Source organism: Kitasatospora sp. NPDC101108, assembly GCF_055584725.1.
This window is the reverse complement of sequence record NZ_JBVJLM010000004.1, coordinates 371,783-398,782: the sequence shown is the minus strand read 5'-3', so window position 1 is coordinate 398,782 and position 27,000 is coordinate 371,783. Positions and strand designations below refer to the sequence as shown.

The following is a 27,000-nucleotide window of genomic DNA, read 5'->3' as shown; positions in this document are numbered from 1 at the left end:
GAACGCAGGGAGCGATACCGCGAGCTCCCGGCTGCCATGAACTCAGTGTCCAGCAGGTTGAACTCCTCGGTGGCTGCCTGGGTGAGCGCATACAGGGCCACCGGATCCGGCGGCCGCTCGGCCTCGATGCGCTTGCACAGACTCAGCAGAATCGTCCTGCCCCGTTCGACTATGCGATCAGGGAAATAGGAGTCGTCGAACATCTCCCCCAGGAACGCGTGCCCCGGTACCTGCTGGTTTGTGATCGGCACGGCACTTCCCGCTCCACGATGAGCTGACTCGCCGATCATGCACAGCACCGCTGACATCGACGCCACCCCTTGGCACCAGACCCCGTGCGACCAGGACTTTCGCAACAGGCCCCAGTCACTCGTCCACCGGTCGGGTTCGCCTGTCGGAGGGCACCGGTTCCGCTGCGCGGGACGCCGTCAGTGAAGCTGCGGCAGTACCAGGTGGGCGGTCTGCCGGGCGTCCTCGGCCGTGGGCGCCGTGATCTGCACGAGCCTGCTGCCCTTGAGGACGTCGAGCAGGACGAAGTCCCTGGACTCCTCCTGCACGTGGAAGCTGTACGCCGCGTCGGCGAGCCCCGCCTCCGCCACTGGTTGGCCCTTGGTGCGGTCGACGACGTCGCGGAAGGACTGCCTGCCGTAGGAGGCATGGGCAACGCTGACGTAGAGCTCCGCTTCCTGGTAGGCGCACTCGCTCACCTGCTCCTGCAGGATCTCCTTGGCCGGGCCGGGCGAGCGGTGCAGCACGTCCGCGGCCTGGGAGGCGCTCAGCAAGAGGCAGGGATGACTCAGCGGGTCAGGAGCGGGTTCGGGATCGCCGGCGCATCCGCTGAGCAGCCAGCCCCCACCGAGTAATGCGCCCGCCAAGGCACCGGTCGCACGCCGGAGATCGATCCCCTTCACTTCGCCCCACTCCCCCTGCCGTCGAACTCCCAGGCGCAGCATGCAAGGTGGATCCTCTCCCGTCAACAAGCCGTGGTGGCGGGCCCGGACGCCCGGGAACGCGGAGCACCGGCGCGGGACACGGGCGCCGCCTGACAGTGAGGATCCATGAGCGGTTCCCGCGACCGCTGCGTCCATACCCCCGGCCGTCAGGTCTGGTGCCGTGCGCAGCACCTGCTTGGCGGGCTGGCGGGTCCGGGTGGGTCAGCGGGCGGGGGTGACGGTCAGCTGCTCATCGGGGCAGCCGGTGGCCAGCTGCTCGATCGCCTCCCGCTCCCGGGTATCGATCGTCAGGGCCCAGCAGGTCTTCACCGCCGTCCAGCCCGCCAGGCAGGTGCAGCGGTCGGACTGCAGCGGCGGCAGCCACTCGGAGATGTCCTTGTCCGCCTTCGCGCGGTTGCTGCGTGCTGAGACCGCCACCAGGAGCGGTCGTCGCCCAGATCGTCGGCGTAGGCGTCCCGCTCGCCGGCCGACCAGGCCGAGGCCCCGACTGGCGGGGAGCGTCCTTCCAGGCATGCGATATTCGGAGGCCTGCGGCGGCAGTGACTCGTATCGTGTGCGAGCGAAGACTGTCGGTTGGCGGGGAGAAGTGTGCGGTTCGAGGAGCACGTGGCGTGGGGGCGGGACGTCCCGGTCCGGTACCTCCTGGTGCGGGAGTACTACGACGATGACGACGAAAAGACAGGCGACCTGTGGGGGAGGTGCGCGGAGGTTGAGGGGCTGTTCTGCGACCCGCCTCCGCTGCCGCGCGAGGTCCTGACGCTACGCGGCTGCCCGCGCGATAGCGCGCTGGCCCAGGCGGTCACGCGGTCGACCGATCCCGTACGGCTGCTGGGCGACGTGAGCCTCTTCATCCACCCCGAAGATCCCAGCACCGACAGCCCCCGCTTCTGGGACCTGGAGAATGTGGCCGTCCTGGCCCACCGGCCCACGGCCGGCGATCCCGATCGCGTGGACATCACCGTCGGCGCCGGCGTCGAGGACGACTGGGGCCCGCAGCTCGAACCGGCTCCGCAGATCGACCTGTCGGCCACTGACTTGGAAGGCAGCTGTCAGTCGATCGATGGCCTGTCCGGCCCACGTCCCCGGCGCCGGCTCCAGCCGCTGCATCTGATCGGCTGCGAACCCGCCGAACCCCTACTGGCCGAACTCCGCTCGCCACGGCAGGAGGACGGCCAGGTCCTCGCGCTGTGGGCGCTGGACCGCAACGGCCGCCGCATGACCCGGTACGACCTCCACTTCCGCCCCGGCGACGCCCGCCCGTCCGTCCTCGGCGGGACCCTGGTCGACATCACCATCCACGACCCCAGTGGTGGCCTTCCGTGGCTCGCCGACCGCCCCGCCCTGGCGGCCCGCCAGGTCTGGGATGTCTGGTATTCCGGAATTCCCACTCAACCCAACCAGTGGGCCCGGTTCGACGCCCAAGGCCGGTCCGAGTGGCTGGACCTGACCCGCGTCGGCCCGTACGGGCCGGACGGCCTCTCCGGCGGGACGTACGACCTGGACGGACAGCACGTCACCGACAAAACCAGCATGCTGCTGGCGCTCGGCGAAGCCCTGCTCGGCCCCGGCGCCAACTACGGCAGAGACCTGGACTCGGTGCAGGACCACCTGTGCGGTGGGCCCTCCGTCGTCCCCCCGTTCACCCTCGTGTGGCACCACGCCGACATCGCCCGCCGCGCCCTCGCCGGACACATCCTGGACCACCGCGGCGGCCTGTCCTACTTCGAGGAGACCGTGAACCTCCTGCGCGAGAAAGGCGTCACCGTCGTACTCCAGTGAGAGAGGCAACGGACAATTTCGGGCCCCTAGAAGATGGCGCCCGCTGATGTGACACCCGGGCTCGGTCGAGGGGAAGAGCCAGCGGCGCGGGTGGTCGGCAATCCAGCCCGGCGGCGGTGGTTGGCCGGCGCATCACCGAACTGACCACCCGCCACCTCACCGGCGGCACCCGGCCAACGATCCAGATTGGCGAGCACCCAGCCGCCCCGCCGCCAGCCGCGTTCCACCTGCTCGCCCAGCAGGCCGAACACGCCGTCACCGCCTCGGCCATCGCTCGCACCTCGGCCAGACCCAGCACGCCCTGGCTCTTCCCCAGCCAGCTCGCAGACCAGCCCGTCACCGCCCACCACCTCACCTCGAAACTGCGGCGCCACGGCCTGCCGGTCATCCCCCTGCGGAACTCCGCCCTGATCACCCTCGCCGCAGACCTTCCCCCATCCGTCCTCAGCTCTCTGCTCGGCATCAGCCTCACCAGCGCCCTGCAATGGACTCGACGCGCCGGCCGCGGCTGGAACGCCTAGCTTGCGGCCGCGCCTGACGCCGGACCCGGCGCCGGCCGACCCGGGTTGTCGGCCAACACCCGGTCCGACGGGTGGAGACACGCGACAGGGGCGCGCATGACTGGTGCTCGCAACTGACGCGCGCTCCGCGCGCCGGCAAGCACGCCCTCCTCTTGGTGACGTGGCCACCTCACTCTGAATGTGACAGCGGCCCTTGCCGCAGGGGGGAAACACATGACCGCACCTCGCGACGTCCCGTTACTCCTGGCCCAGACCGCGACCGCCATAGGACCACTGCTACGCTCGCGGGTGAGCGCCCTGCCCACCGAGATCCGGCACCTGTGCGGACTCCACTTCGGCTGGTGGACCGACGACGGGAGCGCCTCGCAAGCACCCGGTACCCACAAGTTCCTGCGCCCGGCCCTGACACTGCTGGCCTGCCAGGCCGCCGGCAGCGACCCACAGACGGCCATCGCCGCGGCGGTGGCCGTCGAGCTGGTCCACAACGCCAGCCTGCTGCATGACGACATCATCGACCAGGACAGGCTGCGGCGCGGTCTCCCGGCTCTGTGGGCGGCCAAGGGGACCCCTGCGGCGATCCTCGCCGGTGACGCCCTGTTCTTCGCCGCGGTCCAGGTCCTCACCGACGCCCCGAGGGCAGACGTCACGGTCCCGACCCTGCTGGCCGCGGTCCAGCAGCTGATCGAGGGCGAGTACCTCGACGCAGCACCTGTTGAAGAGCGGCGTCGTGGTCAGGTCGTAACGCTCGGCCCGGGTTGCGGCGTCTGCCCACCTGCGCGGCACAAGCCTTGTCCCGGGCATCACCCCGGGCGTTCGGCTCCGGGCCCAGAGACTATTCCAGGTCGAACAGCGACTGCAGCAGTTCCTCGATCTCCTGCACGCCGTACCCGGGCGGGACCACCCGGACGTTGTCCGGGTTCGACGCGACCATCACCACCGTTCTCGCGTCGGGTGGCAGGAGAGCGAGGAACCAGGCGATCGTGTCCGCCCAGACCGTGGGGTCTCCGTCGCGCAGGATCAGCTGGCCGCCCTCGAAGTAGCTGCCCTGCCGCTCCTCGCCGTCGACCTCGACGTCGAAGTCGACGTAGTCCTTGTCGCTCACCGGGGCGTGCTTGAACCAGGACTCCATGCCGGGGAAGCGGCCGCGGAGGTGTTCTTCGGCTTCTTCCGGAGTGAGCGTCCACGTGGTGCCGGGGGCGGCACCGAGGTAGATGGTGTCCATCGCGAGGAGGTTCCTTGCCGGGTTAGGGGACCACACGAACGTTGCTCTTCACCTGATGCTTGGCGAGGAGGTACTGCCAGTAGCCGACGGTGGCGCTATCGGGGGTGTCGACCTCAAGGTACTGGGCGTGGTTGGCCGGATTGTCGATCGCGGCCTTGTAGCGGTCGAGCTCCGACTCGTCGTCCCCGAGGACGAACTGCACGTTGAACTTACCCTCCTGCAGCCCCTCCAGGGACCGCGGGCTGCAGCCCTTCTTGCGAACGTTCTTGGCGTCGATCAGCGCCCCGTCAGCGGGACGGAAACCATCCGCCCACACCTTCTCGCCGTCCGCACCCAGCACCCGCCGCTCCGGGGTGCCGGCCACCCGCAACTGGTAGGCACGGTCGTCAGCCGTCCCGTAGTTCGGGCCCCGCTCGTCCATGCTCTCGATCCACGTCTTCGCCGCCATCTGCTGCGCCGCGTCATACAGCGGGAAGGGACGCGGCTCCGGCGGGGGCGGGATCGGACCGACCGCGGGGTTGGCCATAGGGCTCTGCCCGGCCGGGGTCTGAGCGCCGCCGGCCGGGGTGCCAGGTGTCGCGGCGTTGGCCGCCTCCGTCCCGGCGATCGCCGTGGCGGCGGTCGCCGTGCCCGCGAGGACGACGAGCCGCGCTGCCAGCGAGGAGACGATGGCCTCGGCCTCGGCGACCGCAGCAGCGGCGGCCATCTCCGCCTCGGCAGTAGCCAGAGCCTCGGCCGCGAGAGCAGCATCAGCGGCGAGCGCAGCGTCGGCAGCGGCGGCCGCCGCGTCCGAGCCGCCCAGGGTGAAGACCGTCAGCAGCACACCTGCCGTGGTCACCACCCCTGCCGTCACCCCGAGCTCGATCAACGTGTCCTGGCAGTCGTCGATCGCCTTCGCGTAGTCGTTGCAGATCGACTGCAGCTCCCGGCACGCAGCCGAGATGTTCTCCATCAGGGAGAGCTTCGAGGACGCCGTGGTGCCGCCGGCCGGGCAGGCGTTGAACACGCTTGCGGCATACGTCTTGAAGCCCTCGACCGCCTCGCCCGAGCACTTGGCGGTCACCTCCGCCGCATGCAGGCCCGCGTTGCGCTGCGCCTGGTCGATGAGCGACGCGCAGTGCTCCCACACGTGGGCGGCGCTGCGCAGACGCCCGGGGTCACCCTGAGGCCAGAACTTCCCGATGACGGGAATCTCGTGGACCTGTTTGCTGCCGGTGACCATCGGCAGGCTGGCATGGGCCTCGTTCGGATCGCACTGCTGCGCCCCCTTGGCGAGACCGGACGATGTGTCGATCTTCCCGGTGAACGCCGCCGTCGCCGCGTTCTGAACGGCGAGGTAGTTGGAGGCCATCGTCAGAAGCCGGCTGGACACGGTCGCCATCCCCTGCCCGGCCTTGCCTATGGCCTGGACGACCGTCTTCGCCGCGGGTTCGTACTTGCTGGCGAACGAGTGAGCGATCGAGTCGTCACCGGCCATGCCCGCCGTTGAGGCCAGGTCCCCGGCGACGCCGTCCGCGATGTTGTAGACGAAGTCCTTCGTGTCAAGAAACTGCAGCGAGGCGCGGAACACGATGTCGGGGTCGACAGTGAAACCGGTCCCCGCCGCTGGCCCTGCCACTCCCGTCCCCTTTCCCCCGATTCGTGATCCAGCCTAACGTCTCACGGCCAATCACCCGAGACCGGTTCCGCAGAGGAGTTCGAGCGGACCACCGAGCCGTCGCGAACGCCGCCGCCCGCACCAGCCGCAGCGTCCATCGCGGCCGCGCGGGACGGCTGAAGGGCGGTGGTCCCAGACATGGCCGCCGCATCGTGGCAGCCCCCTCCCGCCCCCGAACCCGGATCCGGATCCGGATCCGGCAAAGAGCACAGCATCAGCCCGTTCCCCGCCCGCCCCGCACACCCGCACCCGGACCGGCTCGGTCACCACGGGGGTGGTCACCGCCGGGCCCAGGCCGGGCAAACAGGCTCGTGCCAGGTGGTCCGGACGACGACCCTGCCCGGGGTGAGGTGCTCGCTCGACCAGGTCCGGCAGCACCCGGGGCTGCCCGGCCATCCCCGCCAGGCCGCGGTCGAGGACCGGCCGCCCCCATCTGGCACCCGCTCGGCGCGCAGGGTGGACGGGCGTGCGGGTGAAGGAGCGCTGTAGGCGACGAGCGGGAGCCGCAGGATCGCCTGCTGTCGGCGCTCGGCATCGAGGAGGACCAGGAGCTCGCCGCCGCGCGGACAGCGGCTGCGGCGAGGCGGAAGGTATCGCGCGCCGACCGGTTCGGCGCCGGCCTGGCGGTGCTCGCGACGTGCAGCTTTCACGATGGATCGCAGAGGACGGCGTCTTTCACGTCCAGCCGTAGATCAGCGCCCCCACATGCAGCAGCAGAGCCCTAACCGGCCTGGGAACAGGCGATCTCCCCTGTCATCGGGTCGACTGTGCAGTCGCCATCGATCAGCAGGAAGGTGATCGAGGCGTTGTCGGCGTTGTCCGGGTCGCCGAAGTGGCCCGCCGAGTAGCCGGTGACGGTGGGGTCGGTGGCCGCCGGGGCAACGCTCTCGTCATAGGAGTTGGAGCCGCTCCAGGGGTTGTCCCAATGCAGCTGAATCTGTCCGATCGGGTTCCCGTCGACGTCCTCGATCTGGTAGGTCACCCGCCCCTCGGTACCGGTCATGAAGCCGTCCGACTCGGACTGCCAGCTTCCCTGCGGTCCGATCAGCTGCGGCGGACTCTGGCCGTCACTCCAAATGCCGTGGTCGAGCTCGTCGGCGGTCAGCCGGAGGTTCACGTGCCCGCCCTGTAAATCGCTGGCCCTCGTGGCGTCCACGGTGACCTGCGTCGACCTGGCAGCCATCGCTTTCCCCTTTCTCACGACAATCCCTCGCCTTCCACCGTAGGCCGCATCCACCCGCCCGTCGCGGCTCGGCCCAGGCCCGGTGGCGGGCGGGCGCTACGGCGACCCCGAGAAGGCACTGGAGGCCGTCATCGATGGGTGACGGCCTCCGGGGCTTCGGGGGGGGGGCGGGTCGGCTGGGCGCGGCGGGGTCAGGTCCGGCAGGTGGTCGGGCCGTGGTCGGCGCCCCAGGTCGAGTCGACGGCGCCGCCCCAGTTCGTGTCCGGCGTATGCGGTGCCGCGCTCCCAGGCGTTGGCGCTCTTCGACCAGATCATGCCGAGCGCATCCAACTCGGACACCCGGGCCGCATCCAGCAGGCCCTAACCTTTCAGGTGGCGCTGGCGGGTGAGCCAGGAGATCAGCTCCGCGTGCTTCGCCTTGTCGGTGGGGCCGAGGTGGCCGTGCTGGACGTGGAACACGGCGGCGCCCGCGTGCATCCGCTGCCACTCGATCGGCGACTCCGGCACCGCCGACTGCTGCTCGCCTTCGGCGCCATCCTGCTTACGCGGCGGGCCGACCAACGAACAGAGCCGGGGCCGGCGCGATCACGCGCCGGCCCCGGCCCTGGTGGTAGCGGGGACAGGATTTGAACCTGCGACCTCTGGGTTATGAGCCCAGCGAGCTACCGAGCTGCTCCACCCCGCGTCGGTGAGACCACCCTAGGCGACAACCGCGCCAACACGAAATCGGTTTCTTCCAGCGTGCCAGACCCGCCCAAACCCCCGACACATACAGGGCTCTCATCCAAACTGCGGAAAATCCCACTACTTCTCACGTCGACGGCAAGGCGGACGCCACGACGCTGCCGGCCGCAGCCACCACCAACCAGGTCGACGGCTACACCGTCACCCTGCAGGGCACCCCGATGGCCAACATGGCCCACCCCATGACGGTCACCGTCACCAAGGACGGCAAGCCGGTCACCGACCTCCAGCCCTACCTCGACGCCTACGCCCACCTCACCGCCTTCCACCAGGGCGACATGGCCTTCGCCCACCTCCACCCCGCGAGCGAGGCGACCGCCAGCGGCCGGGGCGGCCCCGACCTCGCCTTCCACGCCGAGTTCCCCCAGGCCGGAAACTGGCGCCTGTTCCTGCAGTTCCAGACCGCCGGGCAGCTCCACACCGCCGCCATCACCCTCAAGGTCGGCTGAGCCACCCGCGGGCCGGGGCGTCGCCGCGGCGACGCCCCGGCCCGCCGGGCACCGACGTGTGGCGGTCGGGTGGGTGGGTCAGGGACGGACCGCGGTGACCAGCCAGGCGGAGGTGCGGAGCAGGACGCCGCCGGGCCCCGCGTACGCGGCGAGTGCGCCGGTCAGCGCGTCCCGGACCCGCCCGGCCGCAGCCGGGCCCTCGGCGCCGGCGGGATCGAGGAGGCTCGCCAGGTGCCGCACCGGGCCCGAGCCCAGCAGGTGCTCGGCGGCGTCGTCGACGTCGCGGCCGAACAGCGACTGCGCCTCGACGGGTTCGGCGCGAACGTCGGTGAAGGCTGCCGCTGCCAGGACCTGACGGATCGTCGCGGGGTCGGCGAGCGAGAACATTCCCGGCCCGGAAGGGACGCCGGCGATCTGCGGAGGAAGCCTCAGCGCGGAGCGCACCGCGTTGAAGACCTGCACCCACTGCGTACGGGCCGGGTCGGCCATGCAGACGAAGGCGATCCGGCCGCCCGGCCGCAGGGCCCGACCGATGTTGCCGAACGCGGCGACCGGGTCCTCGAAGAACATGATGCCGAAGCGGCTGATCGCGACGTCGAAGCCGGCCGTCGGCAGCGGGTGGACCTGCGCGTCGCCCTGCTCGAACGCGATCCGGTCGATGCCCTGCTCGGCGGCGAGGGCCCGCGCCCGGGCGAGCATCGGGGCGGAGAGGTCCAGGCCGAGCGCCGAACCCGGGGCCGCCGCCCGGGCCGCGAGCCGGGTGGTCTGGCCGGCACCGCAGCCCACGTCCAGCACGCGGTCACCGGCACCGATCCGGGCCGCTTCCAGGAGCGGTGCGTTGAACCCCTCGTTGACCGCGTTCCAGCGGTCGTGGTGATCGCTCCAGTGCCGGCCCTCGTCGCCGTTCCAAGCCTCGGACTGCTGGGTGTTGACGAGCTGACGCATGAGATCTCCCCCGTCGGACAGCTAGTATGGGCACATGCCCATACATGCAACCCTGCCCGGAGGGCCTGATGTCACCACGCGGTGTAGCGATCGTCGATGTGCGGGAGCGGCTCTTCGCGGCGGCCGAGCGGGTGCTGGCCCGGGAGGGGAGCGCGGGCCTGACCAACCGTGCGGTCACCGCGGAGGCGGACTGTGCGAAGGGCCTGCTGTACAACCACTTCACCGACCTGGACGACTTCGTCGCGCAACTGGTCCTGGACCGCTTCGAGCGGCTCGCCGCCGAGGTCCGCCCGCTCCCGGAGCTGGCCGGGCTCGGCGACGTGCGGGAGAACATCTCCCGCGTGGCGCTCGCCATGCTCGGCACGCAGGGGCCGGCGCTCACCGCGACGGCGATGTCCCGGCAGGCGGTGGTGGAGCGGGTACGGCAGGCCTGGGAGGCCGGCGCCCCCGGGCCGGGCGCGGTCGAGGACGCGCTCGCCCGCTACCTGGAGGCCGAGCAGCGGCTCGGCCGGATCCCCGCACACACCGACTGCGCGATGCTCGCCCTCGCCATCGCCGGGACGGTCCACCACCTGCGCATGCACGGCAGCACCCAGTCCACCGACAACCCCCAACTGATCCACCGCCTGGTCGCCGCGCTCGTCCCCGGACCGGACGAATCAGCCCTCGCGACCTGACGGCCCCGATCTGCATGCAGCGGACAGCGGTGCATCCGCCGCGAACGATGTCGGCCCTCATCCTTGCCGGGCAGCGAGGAGGTCCGCTTCGAGCGCGGCGATGCGCCTGTCCGCGAACCGGATATCGGAGCGGGCACCGCGCCGCGCGTCAACGGGTTCGTGGGCACTGCGGTCATCAGATGCCCCAGCATCTTGCCGGCACCGACATGAACGACCGTCCCGTCAGACGCGACCGAGCCGCCCGCACCCTCCCCACGCTGCCTCACCAGATGAGCACGCCACCGGAGACGTTCTGCGCGCGCCTGCCCGCCCTCTCGATGTTCTTCAAGCGCACCGAGATCTGCCGGATGTACTCCCCGTGCGACCTCGCCGGATCAGTGCTTGGAGCAACGAGTTCAATGTTGCTCCGGATCAGGGCACATTCGTGGAGGAAATCCTCCATTTGGTGCGGATCAACCTTGAGATCGCCGTCGGCCAAGGCCGGGAAGAACCGCGCGCCCAGGGAGCGAACGGCATCTGACCCCCACACGGTGGTACGCCAGCTCTCGAAGCCCGCCAAGTCCGATTGGTTGTCGGGGACATCGAGCACATTGGGCTCATCGTGCTCGTCAACGGTGAACACGTCGACAGCCAGGCTCATGGCTTCCCTCCGGGGGCGTCGGCTGGTGCGTATCCGCAGGCATCTGGGCCGCAGTCCGTCTTGTGGTCCCGGCTCCAGAGCCCCGCGTCCCGCTCGGTGGTACGCGCGATTACGGCCAAGCGGCGCTGCCGGAGACGCGGCACCGTCGAGGGCAGGGCGGTGAACGTCTCGGGCATCACGGCGAGGCTGCCGCCCACCTGCTCGCCGTCGACCATACGCAGGAGCACACTGCACTGCCACCAAGGGCGTCCCGCGTCCGGATCAGGCCAGTAATAGCTGGCGGGATCAGGGAACAGGAAGTGCGGGGCGTCCGGGTCGAGGTGCGCGCGGAGCCACGGGCTGGCCTTTCCCAGGCCGAGACGCAGACGCCCCGCTTCCTCGTAGAGGGCGAAGATCGCTTCGCGGTCCAGCGCCTTGAGGACGCGTGCCTGACGGGGCAACCGCTTACGAGCGGGCGGCGTCTTCACCGGCCAGCCTCTCAGCAAGCCAAGCTGCTGCCACACGCTGAGGGCCGGCGCACCTTTACGGGCCGTCGGGAGCGGAGGCGGGGGCGTCCAGCGGAAGCCTGCACTGTCGATTTGCTGAACGATCCATGCGCGTCTCTCGGGACTGCTGACGTTCCATCTGTAGCTCATCGGCCGATCCAGCATCGCCTGCTCCAGCCTGCTGGGAGTGCCGCGGGAAGGACGCCAACGATGCGGCTTGGAGATCCCCAGCATCGCGTGGCAGAAGTCGGCCCAGTTGTTGATCTTCTCGATAACCTCGGCAGACGAGTCCTCTCCGGCCTGCGTCCCCGCGTGGACGGCCAGGACACGAATCTCCCAGAGCGCCCTGTCCGCGAGCAGCGCGGCCAACTCCCTGTCGTCCATCGCCCGCACAAGAGGCCGGCCGCGAGGTATCAGCATCCGTGGAGTCTGCCACGAGCATCCCCGACACAGCCTCCGAGATCCGTGGTTCAGAATCAGGGCATGGATGTCCCCGAGCTACTGGAAGCCGCCTCCCTGCTGGTCCCTGAGGAGATCGCCACCGAGAACGACATCACGGTGAGCGACATCTGGGACTACCTCACCCACGATGAGTGGGAAGTGGCCCTCGGGCTGTTGCGCGGGACGAAGCCGCGGCGCAGGCCCGGGGAGTCCTCCATCGAGCCGGCCGACATCGTGAACTGATCGGCGCGCATCCGCACCGTGAACGCCAAGCGCCCGCCGGCCTGACCCGTCGCGTGCACCACCGGAGCCAGGTGGGAGGCGCCGGAGCGAATCGCCCGCTTCCCGGCCCTGCCGGCCATCGACTCGCCGGGCGCGCCGACGACGTCCTTGCCCCGCACCCGGGCCTTCTGCCCGGTTCTCGTGCGGCGACGTTCCACGTTCTCGCCCGCGATCCCCGCCAGCGCCTCGGTGTCACGTTCACCGCCGCGCACCGCCCGCACGACCTGGCGCAGCGCGCCAACGAACGCCGCGCCCTTGCCCTTGGTGAGGCGCGGCTGCTCTGCTCGGCGGCCCGGTGGGCGCTGTGGTGGGGCCGCCGTGCCGGGAATGCTAGACCCGCCGATCAGCCGATGGCCAGGGCTTTGACCTGCGGAATTTCGGCCGCGAACATGCCACCCGGCAGCGCTCAAACGGTCGGCAGGCAGGACCACTGGCGGTTCGGGAAGCAGCTCGCGCGGACGAGGGACACCGGTCCGCTGCCCGATCGGGGCCCAGACACGGGCCGGCCTGTACCAGTCTGTGCGAGGCGCTCCGCTTGATCAGACGATTACGGGCTCTAGCCTGCCCGTGACCCGTCTCAAGTCAGTTTGACCAGTCTCACCGAACTTTGACCGCGGCACCCCTGGCTAGAACGGGGGCTCCACACTGAACTCGCCCGCAGCGGCCCAGGGATCGTCCTGCTCTCGCCGCTCCGCCGCTTCCCGCTCCCGCCGTTCCGCGGCGGCTCGGCTCTCGGCGATCGCGGGAATGGCGTCGAGGGCCTCGGCCGGGCGGCCGTGCCTGATGAGCATGTCGGGCAAGTCGTGGCGAACCAGGTAGTGGGTGGAGGAGCGAAGCAGCGCGAGAGCTTCCTCCAGCCGACCGTCCAACTCCAGCAGCCGAGCCAACGCGGTGTCCCACTCGCCCGGTTCCTGCTCGTTGAAGGCGGTGGCCTCCACGATGCCCTCCTTGCATCGGCCGGCCTCGCCCAGCAGCCAGAGCCTCAGGGAACGGACCTGGTCCGGGTGCTCCTTGACGTACTCATCGGTGCGGGCGTCCAGGAGTTCAAGTGCCCGGCCGGGGCGGCCGTCCTCGACGAGCAGCTCCAGCGCCCACTGGAGGAAGTTCCAGCAGTCGTAGTACTCGTAGGTGGGCCGGCCGGTCTCGATGGCCTCGTCGACCCTCCCCTCGCGAACGAGCAGGCGCATCAACGCCGCCCGGTCCTTCGGATGGTCATGTGTCGCAATCCCGTCGCGCAGAACCGCCTCCGCCTCGTCCGCCCGCCCCGCGTCCTCCAGCGCCTTCGCGTACACGTCGAGGGCTGAGCGGTGGTCCTCCGCCGCGAGGGCACCCAGCTCGTCGATCAGGCCCTGCCGGGCAAGGAGCTCCGCGTAGTACTCCGGGAAGTTGACGGGGTGTCGTCGACCCGAGGCCCTCTCGGCGCGCAGAACCTCGACGGCCTCGTCCGTACGCCCGAGCCGCTCCAGGACCCGGGAGATCAGGAGCAGCACGTCCCAACGTTCCATCCGGCCCGTCCCGCAGGACCCGCCGCACCGCGTACACGCCGCGCTCTCGATGAGCTCCAGGCGCTCCGCCTCCCGCGTGAGCACGTCCAGGACCAGGTCGTCGCGCCCCTTTCCCTCGGTCACCTCCACCAGGCGGGAGCGAAGCCAGTGCTCCCCAACGTGGGGCGTGAGCAGGTCGACAGCCTCCTCGACCCGTCCGGCCTTCGCCAGCAGCTCGGCATAGCGGGCACACACGTGACCGTCGCTCAGCTCCGCCGGATCCGGGCGCACCATCGCGAGTGCCTCATCGCCATGGCCCTGATCGATCATGATCTCTGCGGTGACCCACTCAGCTGCCCGCCAGCCGATCTCCGTGAATGGGTCCAGTATCGCGAGTGCCCGATCGAACTCCCCGGCCGCGCACAATTCCCGGGCTGCCGCCTCCGCGCAGTTCCAGTCCCCGCGCTCCCGCGCGGCCCGAACCAGCAGTTCCACCTGCCCCAGATCAAGGAGAGTCCGCACCATCCGCGGATAGACACCACCATGGTTGCGCGCCTGCCAGGAAAGATCATCTATGTTCACCCGGGCACCCTACGAACTGCCACCGACAGCCTCCGCTCAACCGAAGCCACGATGCTCACGGCGGGTATCGGACCTACGACCCTCCTGTCCGACGGCCAGGCGGCGAGGACGTCGACCAGACCCCAACGGGGCGGCGCCGACGGCGGCGAGGTGGACGTCCACACACGGCGGCCGAGGCCTCGCCGGCCCGCAGGATTTCCGGTCCACAGGGCGGAGCTCACGCCCCCACACGGGAAGATCTCCCGTCCGACGGCCAGCGGTAAGCAAGAGTCGGGACGGCGACCGAGGCCTCGCCGACGGGGTGGACGGTCCTGGCGGACCAGTTGGCAGGCCGACAGCCAGGCGGCCCGGGGGTCCTCACCCCGCGTTCCAGATTTCTGGAACGGACCGGCCCCACGCGCCAGGGCGCAGTAGCCGGTCCTCCCACCACGGGTCATGCGGAGCGGAGACCAGCGCGGCCGCCTGCTGGCGCTTGGTTGGGGCGGGCAGCATCAGCGGGCCCGGATCCTTCTCGGCGCGGTCCTGTTCGCACTGCGCTCACTCCAACCGGTCCCGGCCGGCCCTGCTCGGGCAACGCCAGCAGCAAGCCCTCTCATGCGCTGGGATGGTCAGAAGGGCGGGTTGAAGGGATCTCCGTCGCCGAGAGGCCAGGCGGAGCCAGGAAGGTACGGGTTGCGGTCGTCGTCGCCGGGCCGGGCGAGGCCTGTGGTGTCGTGGCCCCATGCGGTCAGGGCGTCAAGGGCCTGCCAGCGACGCCACCGCGTGTCACAGACGAGCAGGAGGCGTCGGGCGCGGCCAGCCAGGCCGTCACGGTGACGGGCCAGGTCGGGGTGTTCCGCGAACGCCAGGGCGGCGCACAGCGCCTCCTCGCGAACAGCGGTGTCGGGGTCGTCGAGGAACGGCGCGACGGCCTGGAACAGCAGGGGCCTCAGGGCACGCACCGCCACCATGGGCGGGTAACCCTCCAGGAAGTCCTCCTCGAAGTACCGCTGATGGACCGCGACGCAGGCATCGTCGCTGTCGTAGGCGACACCGGCCAGAAAGCCCAGCAGCAGAGCGCACACCCTGTCCGCCGCCCCGCGGTGGTGCTCGGCGCGGCGGCCCAGGACCGCCGCGACACACAGCGCGACCGGCGCGGTCGCCTCGTAGATCGTGTTCTGGTGCTGCACCGGCTCCAGGGCGTTGAGAGCCCGCCGGGCCTCCTCCGCGGTCAGGTCCGGGCCCAGGAGCGGGGCCAGGACCCGGGGCAGACCTTCCGCGGTCCCGTACGCGGTGCCCAGCGAGGGCCAGTCCGTACCCCGCAACACCACCCACGGATCCGGCAGAACAACGGGCATCGGCGTGGGAAGACCCGGGTACGGGCCGGAAGTCGTCGTCACCCGCCGCACCCTAGAACCCGGCACCGACAACGGCCCGGTAGGTTCTGCGCGTGACAGCCACCAATGACCGATGCTTCCCCTCCCCACTGGCCGCCGCACTGGCGGTGCCGTTCCACTACGACGGCGGCGAGGGCATCGACTTCGAGCCCTTCGACGCCTTCCTCTCCGCCGAGGACACCACCGACTGGCTCCGCCTCTGGACCGGCAACAGCGAGGCGACCGGAGACGACTTCCGCGTGTTCGGACAGAACGGGGCCGGCGGGTACGCCGCGTTCTGGCTGGCCCGCCCCGGGCTACCGCTCACCGATCAGCCGGTCGTCTTCCTGGGATCCGAGGGCGAGACCGGCGTCGTCGCGGCCGACCTCGCCGACTTCCTGTGGGTACTCGCCGCCGGCACCGGCCCCTTCGAGGCGACCACCGACTACCACCTCGACCACACCCCGCGCCCCAGCCCGGAACGGACCACCGTCGCCGAACGCTTCGCCCCACAACGGCGCCGCCCGGCCCAAGCCATCACCGAGCAGGCCGGCCAGGAATACCCCAACTTCGACGACATCGTCCTCGAACTCTGCCGCTGACCAACAACCCCCAGGCCACACCCCACAGCCCTGCGCCGGGTAGAGCTCCGCGAAGCACGCGGTCCTCCCACCACGAATCGGCCGGGACGGAGATCAACGGCCACCTGCCCGACCACGCCAGGTTGGTGTACCGGGGTGTCGCCTGCGACGTCACCGGAGAGACTGCTCACCGCCGCCCTGGTCGCCACCACCGCGCTCGGTCTCGCGGCCCGCGGCCCGGACAGCTCGTCGGACCAGGGCGCGGGCAGCGGGTCGAACACCCCGACCGCCGCCCCGACCGGCGCGGCTCCGAACGCCGCCGTCCCCGGCGGCAGCAGCCGGCCGGTCGCGCCGGGCGGCGCCGCGAAGCCCGCGCCGTCGGGCACCCCGGGCGCCTCCGGCGAGCCCGAGGGCTTCTGTACCCCACGAGCCGCTGCCCGCCGGCCAGAAGTGGATCTGCCCGGGGAAGGGCACCACCGCCACGACCTGGTGTACAAGGACACCAAGGACGTCTGCGGCGTCAACGACGTCGGCTTCGAGCCGGTGGGCGCCGACAAGACCGCCGCGTTCGCGCCGACCGCCAAGGGCCACCTGAGCTCGGTGCTGGTCGCGCCGAAGGACGTCAACCTGGGCGACCTGGTGAAGCACATCAACGAGTGCCTCGCCACCCCTACAACGAGAAGGGCTCGTACCCCTGCTCGGCCGGCGACTACATGGTGGCGGTCGACGCCTCCGGCAAGGTCACCGAGCTGTGGGAGCGCGCGCACAGCTCACGGGCCCACGGCGGTCGGCTCACCTTGTGGTGACCGATTCGGCGCCGCCCGCGCAGCCCAGCTGCTTCCCGGCGGCGCGCTCGGCGAAGCCGCGGGCGAGTTCGTTCATCCGCGCCCGGCCCGGTCCGTCCGCGAGGACCTTTCCGTCCTTGCCGGTGAGGGTGACGACAGCCCGGTAGCCCGTGGGCTTGCCGTTCAGCGTGCATGCGAAGCCGATCGCCCCGGCACTGTTGCCGCCGGGCAGCACGGCGCCGAACGCCGCTTCGGCGGTCAGCAGCCGTCCGTCCTCGCCGTTGACGGAGCACCGTACGGAGGCCGGGTTGGTCTCGTCCGCCGTACGGTAGTCCGTCCGCACGGAGATCCGGGGAGCACCGCCCAGCACCTCGGCGACGCCCGGGTCGGCGAGCAGGCCCCGGCACTCGCCGTGCGACAGGGTGACGGCCGGCGGAAGGTAGGACGTCTGGTCGAGGTACACGTGCCAGCCGAGCAGGCCGCCGCCGAGCAGCAGCGCGGCCCCGCCCGCGATCAGGGCCCGGGGGTGCCTCATGAGCACTGCTCCTCCCTCGTCTCCGTCAGCGCGGCCCGGGCGAGCTGTTCGAGGTCGGCCTGGACGCCGCCGGGGCCGCCGGAGGTGCGGACGGCCTCCCCGGCGACGATCTCCAGCTCGAAGTAGTCGTACCGCTCGTACTTCCCGGTCAGGCAGCCCGCGGCCGCGGCGGCGCCGCCCGGCCACGAGGCGCCGAGGCCGCCGGCGTCGAAGGTGCGCGCGTCCGGCCGCTTGGCGGCCTCGGAGGCCAGGGTGAGCTCACCCCGGCGTCCCGTGGACGTGAGGGTGAGCACGGTGCGCCCGTCGATCCGGATGACGCAGGTCTGCGGGTCGTCGCCGACGACGGACTTCGTCCGGTCCTCGGAGTCCTGGTCGCCATCCGGCAGCAGCCGCCCGAGCGGGGTGTCGGGGCCGGTGGGCAGGTGGCAGAGGTGGGTGGACCGGCCGACGGCCTCGGCCGGGCGGTGGTTCTGCCAGTCTCGGTAGCCGACGAACCCGGCGGCCGCCACCGCCACGACCAGCACGCCGGGCAGAAGCAGCGGATCCTGCAGGCGCCCGGCCCACCGGTCCGCGAGGGATCGGGCCCAACGGGCCGGGAGCCCGCTCACGCGTCGCCCTTCGCGTTGGTGCTGACGTTGTTCGCCGTTCCGCGCGACATGCCCTGGAGCGCGCTGTCCCGGGCGCTGTTGGCGAGCCGGTCGAGGTCCTGGCGGGAGATCCCGGTGCCGCCGCCGGCGTCCCGGACCGCCTGGTCGGCCCCCCGGGCCACCCGGCCCTCGGCCTCGGCGGTGTGGTCGCGGCTCGTCTGGCGGCCGTCCTCGGTGGTGTCGTGCTTGTTGGCCTCGATCACGCTGTCGGCGATCTCGTCGAGCAGCGCGCCGGCGAGCTCGCCGCCGAGCGGGACCTTCTCGGTCACGGTGCCGATGACGGCGTTGAAGGCGTCCTTGCCGTAGCCGACGTTCTTCTCCAGCGCGTCGTTGAACTCCTTGTCGGAGACGGCGTGCTGGTTCTGCACCTCGTCCACCCGGGCCTGGTTGAGGTAGCCGCTGACGACTCCGCCGGACTCCGCGTTGTGCTTGATGTCCGACTCCAGCCGGGCGAAGTCGGGCTGCCCGCTGTCCAGGTGGCCGCGGATGAGCGCGGTGGTGTACGCCTGGTTGGCGTTGGCCACCGCGCCGTAGGCGTCCGGGTCGCGCCCGAGGGCGTCGAGCAGGCCGGCCACGGACGAGGCGTTGAGCGTGGCCGGGGAACCGTTGACCGGCAGGTCGTGCCCGTGGGAGAGCGAGTTCTGCACGTCCCCGATGTACTCGGCGGTCATGTGCCCGAGGCTGCCGCGCATCGCGGCGAGCTTGCCGTCGCCCTTGATGTCGTCCAGCGCGCCGTCGCCGCCGTGCCGGCCGAAGGTGTCCACGACCTTCTGCATCAGGTCGGCCTGCTCGGTGGTGTGCCTGGTCGGCGGGACGGGGCCCGGCTCGTCGTACGGGTGGCCGGTGGTGGCCGCCTCCAGGGCGCGGCCGAGCGCGGCGGGCCCGGCCTGCTTGCTGGCGTCCCAGACCTTGGAGTCCCGCGAGGTGGTGTCCGGGATCCAGTCCTTGTCGTGTACGTAGTAGTCGAAGTAGTCGGCCGGCTTGGGCTTGCCGCCCTGGTTGACCGTGCCGTCCACGTTGTACGCGGTCGGCTTCTCGGTGAAGAACTTGGTGGAGGCCTCCGGGCTGTGCGCGAGTGCCTCCAGCACGGCCGTGGTGGGCCGGAAGCCGGATCCCGCCTCGTCGCCGCCGGTCAGGTTGAAGCCCTGGATCTTGGAGCCGGGCGGCGGGGCCGGCCAGTACTTGTCCTGGGTGTCGAGCTGGGTGACGTGCTGGGCGATCGGGTTGATGAAGTGGGCGTCGTAGTTCCCGTTCATCAGGATGCCGGAGAGTACCTGGTAGCCGTACGGCACGTAGTCCAGACCGGAGGCCCGGTACGGCTTGTCCCAGACCGGCTGGGAGCCGGCCTTGCGCAGCGCGGCGGACCACTCGTCCGACAGGTGCGGCTCGTTGGTGGTGCGGGTGGCGGTGGCGAGGGTGAGCCCGAGGTTCTTCTGGAGGTCCTGGTAGGCCTTCCAGCGCGGGGACTTGTCGTCGCGGGGGTGCGCCGGGTCGCCGACCATGCCGTTCCAGGACTTGATCAGGCCGTCCGGGCCGAGGTCCTGGTAGAACTTGGTGGAGAACTTCGGGTCGTTGCTGTGCGAGGCCAACAGCGAGTTCAGCTCGGTGAGTTCGGGCTCGGTGATGTCCCCGCCCTTGGCCGCGAGCTGGGCGGCGCGCCTGCCGTCCGCCTCGGGGCCGCTGCCGATGGCCTTGTTGTTGAAGGACTTCTGCTCGTCCGTCATGCTGTCGGAGCGCAGTGCCCAGGCGATCCGCTCGTCGGCGGCGGAGGCCTCCGCGACGGCGGCGTCGATCGCCTTGCGGGCGGCCCCGGCCTTGTCGCCCCACTCCTTCTGGTAGTCCCTCATGGCCTCGTAATCGTGCCGGGTGGCGTTGTCGGCCGGGGGCCAGCTCACGGTGCCGTTGTCGGTGACGGTCAGTCCGGCCGTGCGGGCGTCCGCGACCGCCTTCTCCAGCTTGGTCCTGGCCGCCTTGAACTCGGTGGACGCCTCCTTGAAGGTGGAGGCGAGGGCGTTGGCCTCGGTGACGGCGGCGGTCAGCTGCTCGTTGGTGCGCTGCAGGCCGGGGCGGGCCTGGTCGGCGGCGGGGCCGGTCCAGCAGGCGGAGTTGACCTGGGCGATCACCGTGGTGTCCCAGTCGCCGTCCATCGCCTGGAGCTTCTGGGCCACGGTGGTCCAGGCGGTGGCGGCGGCGTCCAGGACACCGAAGTCGGCAGTGCTGAGCTCGTGGAAGTCGACCATCGCAGCTCTCCTCTCAGGCGCCGAGGCCGTGCCGGACGGCCGACTCGTTCTGGCGGTAGTTGGTGGCGGTGGCGCGCAGCGCCTGGGTGGTCTGCCCGATGGTGCCGCCGAGCGCGGCGACGCACTGGTCCCAGGTGCCGGCGGCGCCCGCGGCGGCCTTGCCGGTGCTCCAGTTGGCGAGCGCGGTGGAGACCTTGGCGGTGGCCTCGTCGGCGCCGCGGCCGTCGGTGTTGAGGCGGGCGTGGATCTGGTCGGAGTTGTTCCCCGCGGTAGTGAGCGCGTTGGGGTCGGCGTTGAAGCCGCCCCCGCCCCCGCCCCCGCCTCCGCCGCCCGACGCCGAGGTCGAGTTGATCTGGGTGCGGGCCGCCTCCTGGGCGCGGGCCTGGGCGGTCAGGTTCCCGTCCGCGTCGTAGGCCCAAGGATTCATCATCCGGTCGAACGCGGTCGCCCGATCAGACATGTCGCTCGCTCCCCCTCCGTGCCGGCACGCTGCTCCGGCACCCCCGTCGGCAAAGATTTCGTCAAGTAAGTCAAGAGTTCGACAAGGGTACAACTGATCTACACCTTTGCCGAACCCCGAGTAGTACTTCGTTAGGCTGGGGCGGCCTGTCGGGTGCGGTTTGTGGATTTTCTTGAGGGAAGCGGGCGTTGGCAGGTGCGGCAGACACCGGTCCAGCAGCTCAGCAGGCCCTGGAGCCGGTCGAGGACCTGGTAGAGGGTCAGGCCGGTGCTCGGACTTCTGGGTCGAGTCGGCGGAGGGTGAGGAAGGCGTGGGCGGCGGTGACGAGGGTGACGTGGTGGTGCCAGCCGCGCCAGGTGCGGCCCTCGAAGTGGTCCAGCCCCAGGCCGTGCTTCATCTCGCGGTAGTCGTGCTCGATGCGCCGGCGCATCTTGGCCAGGCGGACGAGGTGGCGGGTCGGACTGTCGGCGGGCAGGCTGGTGAGCCAGGACTCGGTGGGCGCCTTCTCGCCGGTGGGCCACTCACAGAGCAGTGTGGCCTCGGGCAGGACGCCGTCCCAGGTGCCCGCCCCGCCGGCCTGGGCCATGGCGTGGGTGCGGGCCGCGACACCCGCCGGCCGCACCGTGAGCACCCGGAATCGGGAGCGCATCGGGCCTTTCGAACGGACGCCACGTGGACTGGCGGAAGGCCTTGCGTCCACTGGCGATGGCCAGGGCCTGCAGCGAGCCGGGCTTGGTCCGGTAGCGCGAGGCGGGTTTGGGCCGTTCCCGTTCCAGGCCGGGGCGGTGGGCACCGCGTCGTGCGGGTGTGCGGACTCGTCCGAGCGGACGGCCACGACGAAGTCCAGCCCGCGTTCCGCCAGGCCCTGGCGGAACGCGGTGATCTGGCCGCAGCCGGCGTCGGCGACGATCACCTTCGGCTCCAGACCCCAGGTGATCGCCTCGTCGATCAGGCCCAGGGCCAAGCGCCACTTCTCGCGGTGCCCGATCTCCTCGGGCATGACTGTCCGCGTCCGGCGTTCGGTGTCGTCCTGCCACTCGGCGGGCACGAACAGGCGCCAGGAGATGGGCACGGACGTGGTGTCGGAGGCCGCGTGCAGGCTCACCCCCACCTGGCAGTTCGACCGCTTCCGCGACCGAACTGCCGCCCGAGCGGATCGAAGCGGCCGGGGCTGACCGAACTCGTCATCGGTCCGGGGCAGGGGCAGGGCCAGGGAGGGCCAGGGAGGGCCAGGGCCGGTGACGAGCCGGGTCCCGGGGGCCCTCACTGCAGGATGCCGACCGCCCTCGCCACCACGAGCACCACCGTGATCAGCGACACCGCCGACTGCGTCATCATCAGCAGCTTCGCCCAGACCGACAGCGGCATGGTGTCCGTCGGACTGAACGCGCAGGCGTTGGTGAACGCCACGTACAGGTAGTCCGGGTAGGACGGCTCCCAGCCCGGCTCCGCGATGCCCTCCTGCTGCATCTGCGGGAAGAGGAAGTCCGGGTACGACCTCACCCCCTGGGCACGGGCCGCAGGGCCGCCCCGGTCCCACTCCCAGTACCACAGCGAGAAGGCGATGATGTTGGTCGCCCAGACCGCGCCGCCGGTACCGAGCAGAGCCAGGGCGCCCGGCGAGGCGGACGTGTGGATCAGGTCGCGCACCAGCTTCACCGCCGACCAGCCGTTGGCCAGGCTGATCACCGCCACCAGGGCCAGGCTCAGCAAGCGCAGCAACCGCGACGTCTGGTCGATGCGCTTGTGCGGGTTGAGCACCACCAAGGCCACCAGCAGCGCCACCTCCAGGGTGGGCAGCATCCAGTGCGGATGGATGGTCAGACGGATCGGCAGGGCCAGCTGCAGGCCCACCGCGACCAGGATGGCCACCGAGACCGCCCAGCGCTGCTCACCGAGAGTGACCGAACGCCACGCCGGACGCTGCGGCTCCTCGGGCTCCGCCGGCTCCAGGAGCCGCTCGATCCGCTCCAGCCTGCGGTGCAGTGCCTCGGAGAGCTGCGACGGGGCATGAGGTTCGGGCTCAGTCATGCCGCACAGTGTGACAGGCGTCCGGGTTTCACGATCGGGGTGGTGCCGGGTGCTCCGCAGGGCTGTCCTGCCACCTGCGGACAATGGCCGGGGCCGCAGGCCGGCCGCTCCGGCTGCACCGGCGGCACTGGCAGCACCGGCGGCTCCGGCGGCACTGGCAGCACCGATCGGGTGGAGAGGCGAAGCACGGATGGCTCGGGCTGGATCGTCGTCCCGGGGAGTCCGCTCGGCAGGTAGCCGTGGCCGGTCCGGCCGGGCACCGCCTGGGCGAGCGCCTGGAGTACCGGGGCCGGCGAAGTGGCGAAGATGCCGGGTAGTCGCGCTCGCCGAGTTCCGGGCGGACAGGCCAGGCGAGGCGTTCCGTCTGCAGGTCGTACTGTGCGTCCACGCCCTCCGGTTGCCCCGGGCGTCCAGGCGGGACCAGCGGCCGTCCAGGTGCACGGCGTTGAGGGCGCCAGGGCGGAGCCGGCGAGGTCGTCGGTCTCCGGTTGAAGGATCACGGTGTCGCGCGCGCCGCTTGCCGCGGGCGGAATTCCACTCCCTGGACAGGGCACGCCGCCGTTGTCACAGGTGTGCGATTGGCTACTCGTGTGCGGGGCGGTCGGCGTCCCGGGACGGGAGGGGACGGCACACGATGGCGGTACCGAAGGAGGAGCTCGCCGAGCGCGCTCTGCGGCTCGGGTTCGAGCACGGCATGGTCGTGCGGGAGGTCGGCTACGACGACGACATCGACCAGGGCCTGCACGACAGTGTCGACGTGATCGCCAGCCAGGACCTCCTCGACCTGGACTGGGACGGTCTGGCCGACGCCGTGATCTTCTGGTTCCGCGACGAGGACGACGATGACCTCGCCTCCATGCTCGGATACGCGCTCGACCTGTTGGGAGAGCGCGGCATGATCTGGCTGCTCACCCCCAAGGCCGGCCGGGCCGGCCACGTCCAGCCGGGCGTCATCGAGACCGCCGCCCGGGCCAGGGGTCTGTCCCGGAGCTGGACCACCGGCGTCGCGGAGCACTGGGACGGCTGCTGCCTCACCTCCGACGGGCGCTAGCATCCCGGCCGTGAAGCTTCGATTCGTTGACGTCGGCCTTCCGCCGGTCGACCGGCTGGTGGGACACCGGCGCACCCAGGCGATCTACTACGCCTCCTCCTACGACCTGGACGACTACCCGACGTTCGAAGTCCTTGCCAAGGAGGGACTGGTCCTGCGGTGCTTCGAGGTCCGCGACGAGGACGGACACGTGCGGGCCGAGTGGTGGCAGTTCCACCGCGGGGACAGCGGCGTCCTCTTCCGGACCGGGACGCTGGAGGCGATCGGCGAGGCCCTCCAGCACGGATTCGTCTGCCGGGACCACGACTTGTGGGCGGCGCTGGCGGAGGCCGACGACGCGCCCGGCTTCATCGACTGGTCGATGACTCCCAAGGACGACCGGTTCCCGGGCTGGGACCGTCTCTGGCACCACACCGACCCGGCGCAGGCCGAGCGGCTCTACGACCTCAACGGCGGCGTGTTCAGCCGGGGCTGACGGGGCCCCGGCCGGGGACCTGGTCGGGCGGTGTTCGTCAGGAGGGGCTGGTGGCCAGCAGTGCGGTGGTGGTCACCTTGTTGTCGCACTCGGCGAAGAGGCCGTCGTCCAGGGCCACTTGGTGGGCCCCCGCGCCCGGCAGGCCCAGCACGAGGGTGGGGTAGGCGACCGGCTTCGCCCCGGAGACGCAGTAGCCGTCGGACTCGCCCTGGACCTGGACGAAGGTGAGCTTCACCCAGGCCTTGCCGCCCGGGGCCAGGTGGACCGGGGCGGCGGAGCCGCTGTGGGTCACCGCGAGCGGGGCGTTGTGCTCCGGAGATCCGTTTGCCGCCCCGGCCACCGTCGGGAAGCCCTGGAGCGTGCACGGGTGTGCGGAGGCGTTGGTGAACGCGACGATCGCTGCCCCGATCCCCGTGCCGTCGGGCCGCTGCTTGGCCTGGTGGGCGTCCGCCTTCAGGTCGCCGGCCGCGCAGGTCGGCGCCGCGGCGGTGGCGGTTCCGCCGGGCGAAGCGACTGCCGTGGCCGGTGCCGCGGAGGGCGTGCTGCCCTTGGTGGGAGCCTCGGGCGCGGCGGACGGCGCGGTCGGTGCGGCGGCGGGCTCGTCGTTCGCAGGCCCGCACGCCGTGACCACCAGGGCCGCTGCGGCGGCCGAGACCACGGCGACCACGGCTCTCCGGGCCTTCGTTCCGTACTGCTTGCTGCCGTGCATGACGTCCTCCGAAGGATTGAGCGGTGCCGATCCGGCGCTGGTACCTGCCCGGTACACACCGCCGTCGCGGCGGCGGTTGCGCCGACGGCCTGCTGTGACAGGACGGTGACGGGATCGGGAAGTCCCAGCCATCATGGACCCGGACGAGGCCGTGCGTGCGGCGCTGGGGCCGGCGACCACCCTGCGGCCCAGCGGCTACTCCCTCTGACCCCGGGGGTGCGGCGGTCGTCCGGTCCGGCGGGGCCGGTCCGGCGGGGCCGGTCAGGCCGGGGGCCACGGGGCGCGGGAGGCAGGAGAGCACGACGCTCAGCGGGCAGCGCGTCGATCGCCGTCTTCGCCTCGACGGTGTACCGCACGCGGTGAGTCATGACCCACACGACAGCCAGGACGGCGTCCGAACGGGGGACTCCTTCCGGCTGTGGCCGCCCGGGCGATCTGGGCCGGCCGCCCGGTGGGCGCGCTCGACATCCGGTCCTGATCCTCCGGCCGCCTCCGTCCCACGGGCCGGGTGCCCGCGGGACGGAGGCGGCCGAACCGGCCGGACGGGGTCGGTCCGGCCTCGGCCTACGTCCTTGACGGACGGGTCAGTTGGAGAAGTCCTGGGTGAGCCAGACGGTTCCGCTGGCATCCCGGTGGACGGCGATGCCGATGTGGGTGAATTCGCTGCTGAGGATGTTCTTGCGGTGGCCGTCGTCCGGCGGCGTCTCGTTCAGCATGTCCTGGGTCAGGCTGACCGCCAGGGCGGCGATGTCCTGGGCCGAGGTGGAGACCCCGCTGCCGTAGCCTATGTTCTCCCCGGCGGCGTTCCACTGGACGCCCGCAGCCGTCTCCCGTGCCCCCAACTCGGCCTCGCCCGGGCATTGGTGGGACATGCCGCAGCCGCCGGCCATCGTCTGGTTGTGGGCCTCGGCGCTGCTGGTCAGCCCCGACGTGATGGTGTAGGCGGGCAGACCCTGCGCGGCCCGCGCCCGGTTGATCAGATTGAGGACCTGCTGCACGGCGTCCGAGTTCGAACCGGTCAGCGCGGCCGGGGTGGCGGGGGCGGCCGCGGGGGCGGGGGCGGGGGCGTGCGTGACCGGGGCGGACGGGGACGACGGCGCGGACGTGTGGGACGCCGGGGCCGGGGTCGGAGCAGAGGGCCACGCCGGATGGGAGCCCTGGGACTCGCCGCCGGGGCGCGCGGCCGCGGATTCCGGGGCGTGGGAGGCCGGGGCGGACGGCGACGGCGAGGCGTGCGAGGCGTCGGGCGCGGCCGGAGCGGAGGGTGGGCCGGCCTGGTGGCGGTGCTGATTGTCGGAGTCGCTCTGGTGCCGGTACTGGTGGTGCTCCTGCCAGCCGGCGTGGCTCGCGTGCGGGTGGGAGCCGGGCGCGGCGGAGGCTCCGCTCGCGCTCAGCAGCGGCAGCATGAGGCCGGCGCCGGCGATCCCGGCGGTGGCGGCCAGACGCGGGGTGTGTCTCCGGCGCGCACGGCGATGCCGGCCGGTACCTGAATTCAGCATGGGGCGTCCCTCTGCGACGCCTGCGAGGTGAGCTGTCGGGTTCGGGCCGTGAGGTAGCCCGGCCGCGCGTAGCGGCTTCACCCCTAGCCACACCCATCTCGTCCGTGAACGGGCCGAGCAGGGCGCGGCGAACTACCTGGTTCCCCCGCTCCTGCCCGGTGCACTGCTCGACGTCCGGCCGACCGGTGGACAGGACTCGGCGTCCCGGCGGCAGGGTCCGCAGGTGCGAACAGCCCGAACGCTAGGCAGACCGACCCCGAATACACAAGTTCGTATCATGCAGATCACATGGACATCCAACCAAGAACTGACGGAATGCCATATTGGCTTATATAACATCGCATAATGTCCTAATCGGACAATTCTCCTGACCGTCGATGCCGGTCGCGACGGCCGCCGTCCCGGGAAGGGCTGGGGCGCAGTCGGGCGAGGTCGCCCGCTGGGCCACGGTCCTACCCGGGTTCGCGTTGACACGGCCCGCATGGACGGCCGCGCGGCGTTCCTGCGGTCTCCGCCTCTTGCACGGCAACTCGGGCCCTGGCCCGTCCAGGTCGGTGGGCGCGCACCCGGAGCCGGGTGGAGCGGCGC

Annotated in this window: 28 protein-coding genes, 1 tRNA gene, 2 pseudogenes and 1 riboswitch; of the genes and pseudogenes, 10 read left to right on the top strand and 21 right to left on the bottom strand. The window is 71.3% G+C overall.

Features of this window, described 5'->3' with window-relative positions; all coding sequences use genetic code 11:
• Window positions 1-80: 80 nt before the first annotated feature.
• The 3 genes and pseudogenes from ACZ6Z8_RS12725 to ACZ6Z8_RS12715 form a co-directional block, all read right to left on the bottom strand.
• Window positions 81-203: pseudogene (locus tag ACZ6Z8_RS12725) on the bottom strand (DUF5713 family protein); the annotation flags it as partial.
• A gap of 225 nt (window positions 204-428) precedes the next feature.
• A complete protein-coding gene (locus ACZ6Z8_RS12720) occupies window positions 429-782 on the bottom strand; it encodes a hypothetical protein (protein ID WP_465608931.1) in 354 nt (117 codons plus the stop codon).
• Window positions 783-1,154: 372 nt separating this feature from the next.
• A complete protein-coding gene (locus ACZ6Z8_RS12715; protein ID WP_465608930.1) occupies window positions 1,155-1,370 on the bottom strand; it encodes a hypothetical protein in 216 nt (71 codons plus the stop codon).
• 171 nt (window positions 1,371-1,541) lie between these two features.
• On the opposite strand from ACZ6Z8_RS12715, the gene ACZ6Z8_RS12710 reads away from it, so the two are divergent.
• The 3 genes and pseudogenes from ACZ6Z8_RS12710 to ACZ6Z8_RS12700 form a co-directional block, all read left to right on the top strand.
• On the top strand, window positions 1,542-2,732 hold the full coding sequence (locus tag ACZ6Z8_RS12710) for a barstar family protein (protein ID WP_465608928.1): 1,191 nt from the start codon (window positions 1,542-1,544) through the stop codon (window positions 2,730-2,732).
• Window positions 2,733-2,848: 116 nt separating this feature from the next.
• Window positions 2,849-3,253 carry a hypothetical protein gene (locus tag ACZ6Z8_RS12705; protein WP_465608926.1) on the top strand — a complete coding sequence of 135 codons (405 nt, stop codon included), beginning with the start codon at window positions 2,849-2,851 and terminating at the stop codon, window positions 3,251-3,253.
• A 213-nt stretch (window positions 3,254-3,466) separates the two neighbouring features.
• Window positions 3,467-3,949 (top strand): annotated as a pseudogene (locus ACZ6Z8_RS12700) (polyprenyl synthetase family protein); the annotation flags it as partial.
• A 136-nt stretch (window positions 3,950-4,085) separates the two neighbouring features.
• Here ACZ6Z8_RS12700 and ACZ6Z8_RS12695 read toward each other — a convergent pair.
• The 5 genes from ACZ6Z8_RS12695 to ACZ6Z8_RS12675 form a co-directional block, all read right to left on the bottom strand.
• Window positions 4,086-4,475 (bottom strand): hypothetical protein, encoded by a 390-nt coding sequence (locus ACZ6Z8_RS12695; RefSeq protein ID WP_465608925.1) that lies wholly within the window; start codon window positions 4,473-4,475, stop codon window positions 4,086-4,088.
• Window positions 4,476-4,497: 22 nt separating this feature from the next.
• The gene (locus ACZ6Z8_RS12690; protein ID WP_465608923.1) at window positions 4,498-6,093 is read right to left on the bottom strand and encodes a restriction endonuclease fold toxin-2 domain-containing protein; all 1,596 of its coding nucleotides are present in this window, start codon (window positions 6,091-6,093) and stop codon (window positions 4,498-4,500) included.
• Between the two features lie 760 nt (window positions 6,094-6,853).
• Window positions 6,854-7,315 (bottom strand): aegerolysin family protein, encoded by a 462-nt coding sequence (locus ACZ6Z8_RS12685; protein ID WP_465608921.1) that lies wholly within the window; start codon window positions 7,313-7,315, stop codon window positions 6,854-6,856.
• A gap of 360 nt (window positions 7,316-7,675) precedes the next feature.
• Window positions 7,676-7,822, bottom strand: a complete 147-nt coding sequence (locus tag ACZ6Z8_RS12680) for a hypothetical protein (protein WP_465608919.1) — start codon at window positions 7,820-7,822, stop codon at window positions 7,676-7,678.
• A 101-nt stretch (window positions 7,823-7,923) separates the two neighbouring features.
• Window positions 7,924-8,000, bottom strand: a tRNA-Met gene (locus tag ACZ6Z8_RS12675).
• Between the two features lie 220 nt (window positions 8,001-8,220).
• Between ACZ6Z8_RS12675 and ACZ6Z8_RS12670 the strand changes: the two genes are divergently transcribed.
• Window positions 8,221-8,508: a hypothetical protein gene (locus tag ACZ6Z8_RS12670; protein WP_465608917.1), complete on the top strand. Its 288-nt coding sequence runs from the start codon at window positions 8,221-8,223 to the stop codon at window positions 8,506-8,508.
• A gap of 78 nt (window positions 8,509-8,586) precedes the next feature.
• On the opposite strand, the gene ACZ6Z8_RS12665 is transcribed toward ACZ6Z8_RS12670, so the two are convergent.
• Window positions 8,587-9,453, bottom strand: a complete 867-nt coding sequence (locus ACZ6Z8_RS12665) for a class I SAM-dependent methyltransferase (protein ID WP_465608915.1) — start codon at window positions 9,451-9,453, stop codon at window positions 8,587-8,589.
• 68 nt (window positions 9,454-9,521) lie between these two features.
• Here ACZ6Z8_RS12665 and ACZ6Z8_RS12660 point away from each other — a divergent pair, with 68 nt between their 5' ends.
• A complete protein-coding gene (locus tag ACZ6Z8_RS12660) occupies window positions 9,522-10,130 on the top strand; it encodes a TetR/AcrR family transcriptional regulator (protein WP_465608914.1) in 609 nt (202 codons plus the stop codon).
• A 262-nt stretch (window positions 10,131-10,392) separates the two neighbouring features.
• On the opposite strand, the gene ACZ6Z8_RS12655 is transcribed toward ACZ6Z8_RS12660, so the two are convergent.
• On the bottom strand, window positions 10,393-10,770 hold the full coding sequence (locus tag ACZ6Z8_RS12655; protein ID WP_465608912.1) for a hypothetical protein: 378 nt from the start codon (window positions 10,768-10,770) through the stop codon (window positions 10,393-10,395).
• The gene (locus ACZ6Z8_RS12650; RefSeq protein WP_465608910.1) at window positions 10,767-11,639 is read right to left on the bottom strand and encodes a hypothetical protein; all 873 of its coding nucleotides are present in this window, start codon (window positions 11,637-11,639) and stop codon (window positions 10,767-10,769) included. Before ACZ6Z8_RS12650 ends, ACZ6Z8_RS12655 begins: the two co-directional genes overlap by 4 nt.
• A gap of 99 nt (window positions 11,640-11,738) precedes the next feature.
• On the opposite strand from ACZ6Z8_RS12650, the gene ACZ6Z8_RS12645 reads away from it, so the two are divergent.
• Window positions 11,739-11,939 (top strand): hypothetical protein, encoded by a 201-nt coding sequence (locus ACZ6Z8_RS12645; RefSeq protein WP_465609172.1) that lies wholly within the window; start codon window positions 11,739-11,741, stop codon window positions 11,937-11,939.
• A gap of 665 nt (window positions 11,940-12,604) precedes the next feature.
• On the opposite strand, the gene ACZ6Z8_RS12640 is transcribed toward ACZ6Z8_RS12645, so the two are convergent.
• Both ACZ6Z8_RS12640 and ACZ6Z8_RS12635 read right to left on the bottom strand, forming a co-directional pair.
• Window positions 12,605-14,044, bottom strand: a complete 1,440-nt coding sequence (locus ACZ6Z8_RS12640) for a tetratricopeptide repeat protein (protein ID WP_465608909.1) — start codon at window positions 14,042-14,044, stop codon at window positions 12,605-12,607.
• Between the two features lie 608 nt (window positions 14,045-14,652).
• On the bottom strand, window positions 14,653-15,423 hold the full coding sequence (locus ACZ6Z8_RS12635) for a hypothetical protein (protein WP_465608907.1): 771 nt from the start codon (window positions 15,421-15,423) through the stop codon (window positions 14,653-14,655).
• A gap of 50 nt (window positions 15,424-15,473) precedes the next feature.
• Between ACZ6Z8_RS12635 and ACZ6Z8_RS12630 the strand changes: the two genes are divergently transcribed.
• A complete protein-coding gene (locus tag ACZ6Z8_RS12630; protein ID WP_465608906.1) occupies window positions 15,474-16,001 on the top strand; it encodes an SMI1/KNR4 family protein in 528 nt (175 codons plus the stop codon).
• Window positions 16,002-16,636: 635 nt separating this feature from the next.
• Window positions 16,637-16,786 carry a hypothetical protein gene (locus ACZ6Z8_RS12625; protein WP_465608904.1) on the top strand — a complete coding sequence of 50 codons (150 nt, stop codon included), beginning with the start codon at window positions 16,637-16,639 and terminating at the stop codon, window positions 16,784-16,786.
• Here the strand turns inward: ACZ6Z8_RS12625 and ACZ6Z8_RS12620 are convergent.
• The 6 genes from ACZ6Z8_RS12620 to ACZ6Z8_RS12595 all read right to left on the bottom strand — a co-directional run bounded on the left by ACZ6Z8_RS12620 (window position 16,773) and on the right by ACZ6Z8_RS12595 (window position 22,678).
• Window positions 16,773-17,300, bottom strand: coding sequence for a hypothetical protein (locus tag ACZ6Z8_RS12620; RefSeq protein ID WP_465608902.1), 528 nt, complete (start codon window positions 17,298-17,300; stop codon window positions 16,773-16,775). The two genes, ACZ6Z8_RS12625 and ACZ6Z8_RS12620, sit on opposite strands and share 14 nt — an antisense overlap.
• The gene (locus tag ACZ6Z8_RS12615; protein WP_465608900.1) at window positions 17,297-17,908 is read right to left on the bottom strand and encodes a hypothetical protein; all 612 of its coding nucleotides are present in this window, start codon (window positions 17,906-17,908) and stop codon (window positions 17,297-17,299) included. The genes ACZ6Z8_RS12620 and ACZ6Z8_RS12615 overlap by 4 nt, the downstream gene beginning before the upstream one ends.
• Complete coding sequence (locus ACZ6Z8_RS12610) at window positions 17,905-20,187, bottom strand: hypothetical protein (protein WP_465608899.1); 2,283 nt, start codon at window positions 20,185-20,187, stop codon at window positions 17,905-17,907. The genes ACZ6Z8_RS12615 and ACZ6Z8_RS12610 overlap by 4 nt, the downstream gene beginning before the upstream one ends.
• 13 nt (window positions 20,188-20,200) lie before the next feature.
• Entirely contained in the window at window positions 20,201-20,647 is a 447-nt protein-coding gene (locus tag ACZ6Z8_RS12605; RefSeq protein WP_465608898.1) for a hypothetical protein, read from the bottom strand.
• A gap of 259 nt (window positions 20,648-20,906) precedes the next feature.
• On the bottom strand, window positions 20,907-21,914 hold the full coding sequence (locus tag ACZ6Z8_RS12600) for an IS701 family transposase (protein ID WP_465608896.1): 1,008 nt from the start codon (window positions 21,912-21,914) through the stop codon (window positions 20,907-20,909).
• Window positions 21,911-22,678, bottom strand: coding sequence for a hypothetical protein (locus ACZ6Z8_RS12595; protein WP_465608894.1), 768 nt, complete (start codon window positions 22,676-22,678; stop codon window positions 21,911-21,913). The genes ACZ6Z8_RS12600 and ACZ6Z8_RS12595 overlap by 4 nt, the downstream gene beginning before the upstream one ends.
• 634 nt (window positions 22,679-23,312) lie before the next feature.
• Here ACZ6Z8_RS12595 and ACZ6Z8_RS12590 point away from each other — a divergent pair.
• Both ACZ6Z8_RS12590 and ACZ6Z8_RS12585 read left to right on the top strand, forming a co-directional pair.
• A complete protein-coding gene (locus ACZ6Z8_RS12590; RefSeq protein ID WP_465608892.1) occupies window positions 23,313-23,729 on the top strand; it encodes a DUF3052 family protein in 417 nt (138 codons plus the stop codon).
• A 10-nt stretch (window positions 23,730-23,739) separates the two neighbouring features.
• Window positions 23,740-24,204 carry a hypothetical protein gene (locus tag ACZ6Z8_RS12585; RefSeq protein ID WP_465608890.1) on the top strand — a complete coding sequence of 155 codons (465 nt, stop codon included), beginning with the start codon at window positions 23,740-23,742 and terminating at the stop codon, window positions 24,202-24,204.
• Between the two features lie 37 nt (window positions 24,205-24,241).
• Here the strand turns inward: ACZ6Z8_RS12585 and ACZ6Z8_RS12580 are convergent, their stop codons facing one another.
• Together ACZ6Z8_RS12580 and ACZ6Z8_RS12575 are read right to left on the bottom strand one after the other, a co-directional pair.
• Window positions 24,242-24,913, bottom strand: coding sequence for a DUF4232 domain-containing protein (locus ACZ6Z8_RS12580; RefSeq protein ID WP_465608888.1), 672 nt, complete (start codon window positions 24,911-24,913; stop codon window positions 24,242-24,244).
• A gap of 584 nt (window positions 24,914-25,497) precedes the next feature.
• A complete protein-coding gene (locus tag ACZ6Z8_RS12575) occupies window positions 25,498-26,412 on the bottom strand; it encodes a CAP domain-containing protein (RefSeq protein ID WP_465608886.1) in 915 nt (304 codons plus the stop codon).
• A 2-nt stretch (window positions 26,413-26,414) separates the two neighbouring features.
• Window positions 26,415-26,583, bottom strand: a riboswitch (cyclic di-AMP (ydaO/yuaA leader).
• Window positions 26,584-27,000: the final 417 nt, after the last annotated feature.